We start from the raw sequence: 8,177 nt of genomic DNA, 5'->3' as shown, positions 1-8,177 counted from the left end.
GGAGAGCATCAGCGGTACTGGACAGCCAGGCGGGTTGTGCTTGTCTCAGCCCCGGCGAAAGGACTCAAAGGGGTGAAACGGCACCAGGTAAGGAAAGAGCAGGAACCCGCCGCAACGACGAAACGCGCGGGCGCGAAACGGCGTTGCCCCTTACAGCCCGGCGTCAGTTTGCCGGGGTGCGAAAAGCGCAGGCCACGGCGCGACAGAGGCGGCGCATCCTGACAAGGATGCTGCAAGCCTGCCGTTGACCTCAGACATCAGACACTAGCCGGCAGGCCCGAAACCGCCTTGCGGGTTCGGCGGAGCTTACCGCGTCCTTTCGCGGTTAGCGCAGTGTGGCTCGACGACTGAACCGCGCCAGCGGGTCGGGAGCCGAAGGTGTCCGGGGGCAGATTGTGTGAAAAGCAAATGAGGAAGAGGAAGAGGAAGAGCAGCAAAATCAACTACATCTGCAACATCTACAACAATAGCAGCATGAGACAGAGGCAGAGGCAGAGGCAGAGGCAGAGGCAGAGGCAGAGGCAGAGGCAGAGGCAGAGGCAGAGGCAGAGGCAGAGGCAGAAATTGTACCGGTCATGACAGAGACTCTCTCTTCTCTTTTCTGAACTGAATCACGGCATACCATGCTGAGGCGAGACAGGCGAATGTACTGATGAGAACCCGGTTTTCTTCACCGGGTTCTGCACCGTTAAGCATAAAAGCGACGATGACGGCGGCAGCCATTCCCCATGCAATACCGGACCACAGACGCAGTCTGTCGGCAATCACATTAACCAGAATGAAGGCGACAGAGAGGCCGAAAGCCCATAACATCATGACGGGATGGAATGGCATAAATACAAGATTAAACGCGGTGAACACAGACGTCAGAGCAAATAAAACAGACATACGCATAGCAGTCCCTCCCTGGGAAAAAATTAAGGCTTACTCTCACTGCCACCGTCTTCGGGCTTCTGGTATTCAGACGCATTTGCGCGCGGCAGCTGCTGACTGTTCAGCCGATGCACCCGGAGACGTTCACGGAAATATTCGGGCAGATGTTCGGGCTGCTCCCGTTCAACCCGCTCCGGCACCACGGGCTTGTTCATCCGCTCCTGCCAGGCAACAGCGGCGGCCGCTTTATCGACGGAGACTTTGTCCTGCTCGTCTTTTGAGAATGAGGCGATATTCCATTTTGACATATGCACCTTACCATTTTCCAGAAAGCTATCACGGATAATACGCGCATTCAGAGACTTCAGCGACTGAGAACGGAGAAGAGAGCGAGCGGCGCCGGAGGCGCGGCGAAGTTTCTCTCCGGCAGGCGCAGCCTGCCAGGGTTTTGGGCGCGGGCTGACAGGCGCCCTCCGGCCCGGACGCCTGCCATCACGCTTACTGCTTACTGGCCCTTACCGCCCTGTAAGATAAAGTGTCCGCCAATGTATACCGCGCACTGACAGGTCATGTATTCACAGATTTCGTCCATCACCCGGGCGGTGGTCAGTTCCCGCCGCCCGGCATTACCCGGCGGACTTCTCCGCCGGGCATCATTCAGTTTCTGAAGACATAACCGTCGTGGAATAAATAGTCACTGCTGAATAAATCCCGCGCGTATGCTTCATAATCGAAATACACGCGCAGGGATTCGGGCACCTCGTTTAACAGGCCGTTATCCTCCACAAAGCCATAAGCAAAATCCTCCTCGCTTTCCGCTTCGCCGTAATACGCGTCATCAAAGGCGTCATAGTCGCACTCGCCGGTATACTCCGCCCAGGCCACAAACGCGGCGGCGCGCCCGTCGTCCTGTGCCTGCCGGAAAGCCTCGATAAACGCCCACTTCACAGAGGATTCAGAGGCAAACTGTGACGGAATGCCCTCGATGTCCTGGAACATCAGTTCGGGGTCATCTTCTCCGGCGTGCAGCGTCCGGCAGGCGTCATAGAACGCGTCTTCGTCGTCGAAATCGGTTAAATCAAACCATTTGCCAAAAATGCTGCCGCAGTTGTACTGGTGATACGTGCCCACGTAGACCGCCGGAATGGTGATAGATGAATTCATTTTTTTCGTCTCCCTGCGGGGCGGCATGGCCGCCCCGGTCGTTAATCAGTCCAGCGCGGCGTAAATGGCGTTGCATTCCGGGTGAAGGGTGATGTGATTCCAGAGCTGGGCATCACGCAGCATGTAAAGGTGCGTCAGGGCCGGGTTGCCGCTGTCATGGTGGGCCGCCAGACGACGGTTAACGGCCAGCGATGTCAGAATAATGCCCGCCGCGTCGGCGCTCACAATGCGGTCAAACCAGCTTTCCGTGCTGACCATATGGACGCGGCCACAATCGGGCATCATGTAACCGCCGCCCTCCGGTAAGCGGATGTAATGCCAGAATTCGGCTTCATATTCGGGTATCCATTTTTTGGCCAGCGCATACACCTGCAATTCAGCGAGCATAAAATCATTGCCAAACATGTAGGGCATAAAAGACAGGCGGTCGGACTCTTCAACATTCAGGACGGGGCGTGCTTTCACATACTGCATGGTAAAACCTCCGTAATCACATGGACTGCGACACCGGGCGGTGCCGTGCCTCCATAACAGACGGGCGACCAGTCGGGAATGCAGGGGCGCAAGGGAAGCCGCAGCCTGACGCACACGGCAGACGGGAGTTGGAGGGTGAGGCCGTGAATCCTGAGCGGTCGAACGACCGGAAAATCCCGGCTGACGGGAAGGAAGGACCGGGTGACCGCCGCGTTCATTTTACCCTTGCATTCGCGACAGCCCGGCTAAGATGGAGGCACGGCACCGCCCGCACACGACACGGCGATAACAGAGGCGGGTTTTCATCCCAAAGGCCCGGAGGCCGGGCCGGGTAAACGCGGAGCCGGCACGGGGACATCCTTATCGCACGGGGCGTCCTGCGCCGGCAGGCAGAAAAAGGGGGGGTCTCCCCTCCCCCACAGAAACGGCCTGTCACACCTGAGCGTTAACGCCGCGGGCCTCTCTCACCACGTCCCGTAATACGCGGCGATCAAGCCAGCGGCGAACCGGATCGCCCGGAAAACGCAGCAGGTCGGTGATAACCCCAGCGCCCTCCATATTTTCCTCCCGCTCATTTACCAGGGTGAACAGGACCGGGCAGAATCGCGCATTGCGTACCAGAACGGCATCGAGGACCTGATCCAGCCTGTCGGTCTCGCCTGCGTCCAGCCAGTTTTCATGGTCATACTCGTCGGCCAGCAACCGCCAGTCCCCGAAACACCTGTCCATCAGGCGCGGGGTGGCGGAAGGAACCAGCGCGGCAGCGATACGTTTCGTATCCCGGCACACGATTTCCGTTATTTGCGTGAGGGAGGCTTTCAGGAGGTTCAGCAGATCGTCACATTCTGCTGCCGTCAGCCATTCCTGCGCGTAAGGCAGGCGGATAACCTGACAGTCAGCCAGCCGCTCCGGATGCGGATATGCCTGCACCGGAAAGAGATGCAGACGCGCCGGGGTTCCCGCCAGCCGCCGGGCGCTGGCGAGCAACAACGCAGCCCGGCCATACGTCAGCGGCTGGCAAAGCTGCTCTGTCAGCGTGAGGATTTCCGCACCGCTGAGAGAGCCGCAGGCGGCGAGCCAGCCGGGTACGGTTTCAGGGGCGACGGGCGCCATATCAATGACGTCGGGCCAGCCAGCCTGGCGCAGCATCCGGTCGCCGAGGCGGAGTATCAGCGCGTTGAAGGTGTCGTTTCTCATGGTTGTTTTCCTTCGGTGAGTGCCCCGCCGTTCAGCGGGGCGGTCGGGTTAAGCGGCGATTTCGCGTTTCAGCCAGGCGATTTCTGCCTGGGCGTCAGCGACACTCGGGTAGTGATCTACCGTCAGGGACGGCGAATGCTCGTCTTCTCCGTTAATCGCCTGTGCGGCAATGTCCGTGATGCGATACAGCGTATCGACGGGGACGCTCACGCGGGGAATCCTCGGGCGAATCCCGGCATACAGCGCCTGCACGGTGCGGAATGACACGCCTTCTTCGGTGTGCTCCCCCGTTCCCGTGCGCCCGATAAGCTCAAGCAGGGTGTGAGCCTCAGCCTCCGTCATGTTCACGGCCTGGGCCATCACGTCTTCTTTCGTCCAGACCAGCAGGGCGTAGCGTTCTTCGTTCCCAAACATGCGTTTGAGTTTTTTGTTCAGTTCTTTACGGGTGCCATACAGCATGGTGTTGTCTCCGTGATTCAGTGGGGCGGCCTCGCCGCCCGGGGTTCAGTCTCTGAAAGATTCATCGAGTAACAGGGCGATATTGAATGCCTCGTCCATCAGGACGTTGAGGCGTCGCAGGCTCACGCCAGCCAGCCGTTCCGGCAGTCCGTCGTGCTGGTAGTGGTATTTGTCTTCCAGCACTTTCAGGGTGGTTTTCAGGTCGCAGATGTTGTTGGCCAGCCCGGCCATATCGCGGCGCAGGGCTTCGTGTCCGTCGTAGTTCATCACGCCGCCTCCGGGAGCCATTCATTGTTCGCCGCCGGGGTGTTGACGGCCCGGTGCATGGCGGCCAGTCGCTCGGTTCCGGCCCGGTGGTACTGCGCCAGCATTTCAATGCCGATATAGCGGCGTCCGGCGCGGTATGCGGCGACGCAGGTCGAGGCACTCCCCGCAAACGGGTCCAGGACAATCGCGCCCGGGGCGCTGAATGACTCAATCAGCGGCTGTAGCGCCTCCACCGGTTTCTGGTTCGGGTGCAGGGGATTGCCGGTATACGGAAAAGGCATCACATCCGGCAGCGGTCTGAGGGGCGGCACCGGGCGGCCTTTGGCAAGGACATAAGCCCCTTCATGGCGGTAGTCCACGAATCCGCGTCGGTCTTTCGCATTACGGCGATTTGACGCATAGGTTTTGGTGAACACAAGCTGGCCCACGGCATAGAACCCCGCCGCCTTCCACGCGGCCATAAAGCGGTCCACCCGGTTCCAGCCGTAGAAACTGACCATCAGGGCGTCCTGTTTGAGGACGCGGTACATCTCCAGCGTGGCCGGTTGCAGCCATTCGTCCGTCACATCCCCGGCAATCTGTCTGCCCTGACGGTCCTTAAAACCGACGAGGTAAGGCGGATCGGTCACAATAAGGTCCACGGCACGGTCGGGGAATCCGCGCATCACATCAATACAGTTCCCGAGAATGAATCTGGACATGGCAGCACTCCTGTAGTCAGAGGGGACAGGAGGTATCACCGCGATACCGTTCCCTGCCGCACGCTGCCTGTTCATCGCGTCCGGTCACGGGTCAGGCCGACTGTGGAATATCTGTTCGACGGCGAGAATATGCCGCAAAAGCGGCTTGAAGGGCGTTCCTTAAAAGGGCGAGGGACTGGCGTACACTCTCAACGACGCCGGGCCTGAGCGGAAAAGCCGCCCGTCCCGTAACAGGCCGGACGCGAGACACTGGCAGCGGGTGGCAGGCCTTCAGCGACATCAGGGGAAAGAGGAGTATCGACATACCTGTCCACAAACGCGGGGTTTAAGATTGTGGATAACCTGAAGGCAGACAGCGGAGAAGCGCGGGAGGACAGACGTCACCACGCCTGTTCTTTTTTTGTACAATCAGCAGCGGGATATCAACGGATCCGGGTTTTATCTCCGGCCACGGAGAGACCGATATACACGCCCGCGCCCCAGATGACCTGGGAGAGCACGAAAACCCACAGCGGGACGTCGAACACCAGGAGCGGGAGCAGGCATACCGTCACGATACCAATCATGCGGCTGCCGTACTGCCTGCGTACCGGTTCGCTGCTGTCGACGGGGACGCCGGCAAAGCGAAGAACGTTTCTGAAGCCGGGTGACATAAAGACCTCCTGGATAGAAATTCATTGGTTATCTGTATATTACAGGATACCGCTACCGGTGTAGCCCCGACATACGTTTTTACAGTCAGTCATTTTTTTCGTAACCACAGCAATGTCTTAGCCCGGAGCTGCGTAAAGAGGCTTGCAAAAAAATAAAGGCGGCAAAATAATTACTGTATATAAATACAGTTAATGAGACGCTAAAAATGAAGTTTATTGCTGCCTCCCCCGAACCCGGGGTCATGACCCTCCCCCTTTTTACCGAGCGTTGCGCCGCCGGTTTTCCATCGCCGGCGGCAGATTACACGGAAGCGGAGCTGGACCTGAACGAGTACTGCATCCGGCACCGGGCCTCCACCTATTTTGTCCGGGCTATCGGCAACTCGATGACCGATATTGGCCTGAATTCAGGCGACCTGATGGTCGTCGATAAGGCAGAGAAGCCGGTGCACGGGGACATTGTCATCGCCGAAATGGAGGGGGAATTTACCGTCAAACGGCTTCTGCTGACGCCCCGTCCTGTACTGCAGCCCATGAACCCGGCCTACCCTGCCCTTCACCCTGACCCGGAGACGCTGCAGATTTTTGGTGTGGTGACCGCGTTTATCCATAAAACGCGCGGAGTGGACTGATGTTTGCCCTGGCTGACGTCAACTCATTCTATGCCAGCTGCGAGAAGGTGTTTCGCCCTGACCTGCGGGGTAAACCGGTCATCGTGCTGAGCAACAACGACGGCTGCGTTATCGCCCGCTCAAAAGAAGCGAAACTTCTTGGTATTAAAATGGGGGTACCGTGGTTCCAGCTGAAGGACGCACAGTTTCCCGAGAAGCTGCACGTGTTCTCCAGCAACTATGAGCTGTACGCCTCGATGTCCGCCAGGGTGATGACACATCTGGAAGAGCTGGCACCGCGCGTGGAACAGTATTCCATTGACGAGATGTTCCTTGATATCCGGGGCATCAACAGCTGCATTGACTTTGAGGACTTCGGCCGGCAGCTGCGTGTCCATGTTGGCAACGGTACGGGACTCACCATCGGTGTCGGCATGGGCCCCACCAAAACGCTGGCGAAGTCAGCCCAGTGGGCTTCAAAAGAATGGCCGCAATTTGGTGGTGTGCTGGCCCTGACCCCGGGCAATCCCCGGCGGACGGAGAAACTGCTGTCACTTCAGCCGGTGGAAGAAATCTGGGGTGTGGGCCGGAGAATTTCGAAGACGCTGGGGACAATGGGTATCATCACCGCGCTGCAGCTGGCGCGCGCGAATCCGACCTTCATCAGGAAAAACTTCAACGTGGTGCTGGAGAGAACGGTTCGTGAACTGAACGGAGAGCCGTGCATCTCGCTGGAAGAAGCCCCCCCGCCAAAACAGCAGATTGTCTGCAGCCGTTCTTTCGGAGAACGCGTCACAACGTATGAAGCCATGCGTCAGGCCATCTGTCAGCATGCAGAACGCGCTGCGGAGAAGCTGCGCGGAGAGCACCAGTACTGCCGGCATATCTCGGCTTTCATTAAAACGTCGCCGTTCGCCATCAACGAGCCTTATTACGGCAATCTGGCAACAGAGAAACTGGCACTGTTGCAAAGTTAGCGGAGAGATAGCCTTTTGTCTTATTCAAAGGCCTTACATTTCAAAAACTCTGCTGACCAGGCGCATCTCGCCCAGGGGATCTCCATAATAAAATGGTGAGGCCTGGCCTTTGCGTAGTGCACGCATCACCTCAATCCCTTTGATTGTGGCGTAAGCCGTCTTCATGGATTTAAATCCCAGCGTGGCGCCGATTATCCTTTTCAGCTTGCCATGATCGCATTCAATGATGTTATTCCGGTACTTAATCTGTCGGTGTTCAACGTCAGGCGGGCATCGACCTTCTCGTTTGAGCAGTGCAAGCGCACGGCCATAGGTAGGCGCTTTATCCGTGTTGATAAAACGGGGGATCTGCCACTTCTTCACGTTGTTGAAGATTTTACCCAGGAACCGGTATGCAGCTTTGCTGTTACGACGCGGGGAGAGATAAAAATCAACAGTGCGGCCCCTGTTGTCGACGGCACGGTAAAGATAAGCCCAGCGGCCATTGACCTTCACGTACGTTTCATCAATGTGCCATGGGCAAAAATCGGAAGGGTTACGCCAGTACCAGCGCAACCGTTTTTCCATTTCAGGTGCATAACGCTGAACCTAGCGGTAAAGCGTAGTGTGATCGACATTCACGCCGCGTTCGGCCAGCATCTCCTGTAGTTCGCGGTAGCTGATGCCATATTTACAGTACCAGCGTACCGCCCACAGGATAATGTCACGCTGAAAATGCCGGCCTTTGAATGGGTTCATGTGCAGCTCCGTCAGCAAAAGGTGGCGATGAGTCTATCACCTCCAGATTTTTGCAACAGTGCC

At 57.8% G+C, this 8,177-nt stretch carries 11 protein-coding genes and 3 pseudogenes; 3 read left to right on the top strand and 11 right to left on the bottom strand.

The window, feature by feature from the left end:
* Window positions 1–100: 100 nt before the first annotated feature.
* Window positions 101–219, top strand: a pseudogene (locus CWM53_RS32015) (hypothetical protein); the annotation flags it as partial.
* A gap of 354 nt (window positions 220–573) precedes the next feature.
* Here the strand turns inward: CWM53_RS32015 and CWM53_RS19290 are convergent.
* The 10 genes from CWM53_RS19290 to CWM53_RS19235 all read right to left on the bottom strand — a co-directional run bounded on the left by CWM53_RS19290 (window position 574) and on the right by CWM53_RS19235 (window position 5,788).
* Window positions 574–894 (bottom strand): hypothetical protein, encoded by a 321-nt coding sequence (locus CWM53_RS19290; RefSeq protein WP_100750831.1) that lies wholly within the window; start codon window positions 892–894, stop codon window positions 574–576.
* Window positions 895–917: 23 nt separating this feature from the next.
* The gene (locus CWM53_RS19285; protein ID WP_100750830.1) at window positions 918–1,181 is read right to left on the bottom strand and encodes a DNA polymerase III subunit theta; all 264 of its coding nucleotides are present in this window, start codon (window positions 1,179–1,181) and stop codon (window positions 918–920) included.
* Window positions 1,182–1,378: 197 nt separating this feature from the next.
* The gene (locus CWM53_RS19280) at window positions 1,379–1,561 is read right to left on the bottom strand and encodes a hypothetical protein (RefSeq protein ID WP_100750829.1); all 183 of its coding nucleotides are present in this window, start codon (window positions 1,559–1,561) and stop codon (window positions 1,379–1,381) included.
* Window positions 1,531–2,037 carry an antirestriction protein ArdA gene (locus CWM53_RS19275; RefSeq protein WP_100750828.1) on the bottom strand — a complete coding sequence of 169 codons (507 nt, stop codon included), beginning with the start codon at window positions 2,035–2,037 and terminating at the stop codon, window positions 1,531–1,533. The genes CWM53_RS19280 and CWM53_RS19275 overlap by 31 nt, the downstream gene beginning before the upstream one ends.
* Window positions 2,038–2,082: 45 nt before the next feature.
* A complete protein-coding gene (locus tag CWM53_RS19270; RefSeq protein WP_100750827.1) occupies window positions 2,083–2,511 on the bottom strand; it encodes an antirestriction protein in 429 nt (142 codons plus the stop codon).
* Between the two features lie 432 nt (window positions 2,512–2,943).
* Window positions 2,944–3,708 (bottom strand): hypothetical protein, encoded by a 765-nt coding sequence (locus tag CWM53_RS19255; protein WP_100750825.1) that lies wholly within the window; start codon window positions 3,706–3,708, stop codon window positions 2,944–2,946.
* A gap of 48 nt (window positions 3,709–3,756) precedes the next feature.
* Window positions 3,757–4,167, bottom strand: coding sequence for a DUF1380 family protein (locus CWM53_RS19250; protein ID WP_100750824.1), 411 nt, complete (start codon window positions 4,165–4,167; stop codon window positions 3,757–3,759).
* Between the two features lie 45 nt (window positions 4,168–4,212).
* Window positions 4,213–4,434 carry a hypothetical protein gene (locus CWM53_RS19245; RefSeq protein WP_064174388.1) on the bottom strand — a complete coding sequence of 74 codons (222 nt, stop codon included), beginning with the start codon at window positions 4,432–4,434 and terminating at the stop codon, window positions 4,213–4,215.
* The gene (locus CWM53_RS19240) at window positions 4,434–5,135 is read right to left on the bottom strand and encodes a DNA methyltransferase (RefSeq protein ID WP_100750823.1); all 702 of its coding nucleotides are present in this window, start codon (window positions 5,133–5,135) and stop codon (window positions 4,434–4,436) included. Before CWM53_RS19240 ends, CWM53_RS19245 begins: the two co-directional genes overlap by 1 nt.
* 422 nt (window positions 5,136–5,557) lie before the next feature.
* Window positions 5,558–5,788 carry a hypothetical protein gene (locus tag CWM53_RS19235; protein WP_100750822.1) on the bottom strand — a complete coding sequence of 77 codons (231 nt, stop codon included), beginning with the start codon at window positions 5,786–5,788 and terminating at the stop codon, window positions 5,558–5,560.
* Between the two features lie 206 nt (window positions 5,789–5,994).
* On the opposite strand from CWM53_RS19235, the gene umuD reads away from it, so the two are divergent.
* Both umuD and umuC read left to right on the top strand, forming a co-directional pair.
* The gene (gene umuD / locus CWM53_RS19230; RefSeq protein ID WP_040118452.1) at window positions 5,995–6,420 is read left to right on the top strand and encodes a translesion error-prone DNA polymerase V autoproteolytic subunit; all 426 of its coding nucleotides are present in this window, start codon (window positions 5,995–5,997) and stop codon (window positions 6,418–6,420) included.
* Window positions 6,420–7,364: pseudogene (gene umuC / locus CWM53_RS19225) on the top strand (translesion error-prone DNA polymerase V subunit UmuC); the annotation flags it as partial. The gene umuD and the pseudogene umuC, both read left to right, overlap by 1 nt.
* Before the next feature lie 45 nt (window positions 7,365–7,409).
* Here umuC and CWM53_RS19215 read toward each other — a convergent pair.
* Window positions 7,410–8,114: pseudogene (locus tag CWM53_RS19215) on the bottom strand (IS6 family transposase).
* Window positions 8,115–8,177 lie beyond the last annotated feature (63 nt).

The sequence above is a fragment of the Klebsiella sp. A-Nf5 genome (genome assembly GCF_002810545.1).
Lineage (GTDB): Bacteria > Pseudomonadota > Gammaproteobacteria > Enterobacterales > Enterobacteriaceae > Klebsiella > Klebsiella variicola.
This window is presented reverse-complemented; position numbering and strand designations above follow the sequence as displayed.

What these genes read in the sequence shown, in the direction of transcription:
- CWM53_RS19290 (WP_100750831.1), bottom strand. Translation starts at nt 894, where the DNA reads ATGCGTATGTCTGTTTTATTTGCTCTGACGTCTGTGTTCACCGCGTTT.
- CWM53_RS19270 (WP_100750827.1), bottom strand. Translation starts at nt 2,511, where the DNA reads ATGCAGTATGTGAAAGCACGCCCCGTCCTGAATGTTGAAGAGTCCGAC.
- CWM53_RS19255 (WP_100750825.1), bottom strand. Translation starts at nt 3,708, where the DNA reads ATGAGAAACGACACCTTCAACGCGCTGATACTCCGCCTCGGCGACCGG.
- CWM53_RS19240 (WP_100750823.1), bottom strand. Translation starts at nt 5,135, where the DNA reads ATGTCCAGATTCATTCTCGGGAACTGTATTGATGTGATGCGCGGATTC.
- umuD (WP_040118452.1), top strand. Translation starts at nt 5,995, where the DNA reads ATGAAGTTTATTGCTGCCTCCCCCGAACCCGGGGTCATGACCCTCCCC.
- CWM53_RS19285 (WP_100750830.1), bottom strand. Translation starts at nt 1,181, where the DNA reads ATGTCAAAATGGAATATCGCCTCATTCTCAAAAGACGAGCAGGACAAA.
- CWM53_RS19275 (WP_100750828.1), bottom strand. Translation starts at nt 2,037, where the DNA reads ATGAATTCATCTATCACCATTCCGGCGGTCTACGTGGGCACGTATCAC.
- CWM53_RS19250 (WP_100750824.1), bottom strand. Translation starts at nt 4,167, where the DNA reads ATGCTGTATGGCACCCGTAAAGAACTGAACAAAAAACTCAAACGCATG.
- CWM53_RS19245 (WP_064174388.1), bottom strand. Translation starts at nt 4,434, where the DNA reads ATGAACTACGACGGACACGAAGCCCTGCGCCGCGATATGGCCGGGCTG.
- CWM53_RS19235 (WP_100750822.1), bottom strand. Translation starts at nt 5,788, where the DNA reads ATGTCACCCGGCTTCAGAAACGTTCTTCGCTTTGCCGGCGTCCCCGTC.